This window comes from uncultured Ferrimonas sp., assembly GCF_947489035.1.
Classification (GTDB): Bacteria; Pseudomonadota; Gammaproteobacteria; order Enterobacterales; family Shewanellaceae; genus Ferrimonas.
On sequence record NZ_CANLCI010000079.1, the window covers coordinates 1 to 418 of the forward strand.

At 51.9% G+C, this 418-nt stretch carries 1 protein-coding gene; it reads left to right on the forward strand.

All coding sequences use genetic code 11. The features are described 5' to 3' along the window. Window positions 1–40 precede the first annotated feature (40 nt). Window positions 41–418, forward strand: a 378-nt coding sequence (locus Q0796_RS18165; protein WP_298445899.1) for a transposase, incomplete at its 3' end; no start/stop codon positions are given.

A 418-nucleotide genomic window follows, 5' to 3' on the forward strand; every position in this document is an offset into this window, starting at 1 on the left:
CGGCGATCTGATCCTTGAACTGAGAATTCGGGACATATGCATGGGTACGTCAAAGCGCAATATCACTAACTGGAAACAGTACAATCAAGCGTTGGTAAACCGCGGTTCACTTACCTTTTGGGTGGATGAGGCGGCCATCAAAGCATGGTACTGCGACGATCACCATGGCGGCCGGGGACGTGGTTTTAGTTACAGTGACACCGCCATTGAAACTGCCCTGATGGTCAAAGGGATATTTGGCCTATCGCTGCGTTCGCTAGAGGGGTTCCTCAACTCGCTTTTCGAACTGATGGACGTCCCACTTAACTCCCCTGATTACAGCTGTATCAGCAAGCGAGCAAAGACAGTCAACATCAAGTACCGCAATCGCAGTCGTGGCCCCATTGCGCATGTTGTGGTGGACGCCACAGGGCTGAAA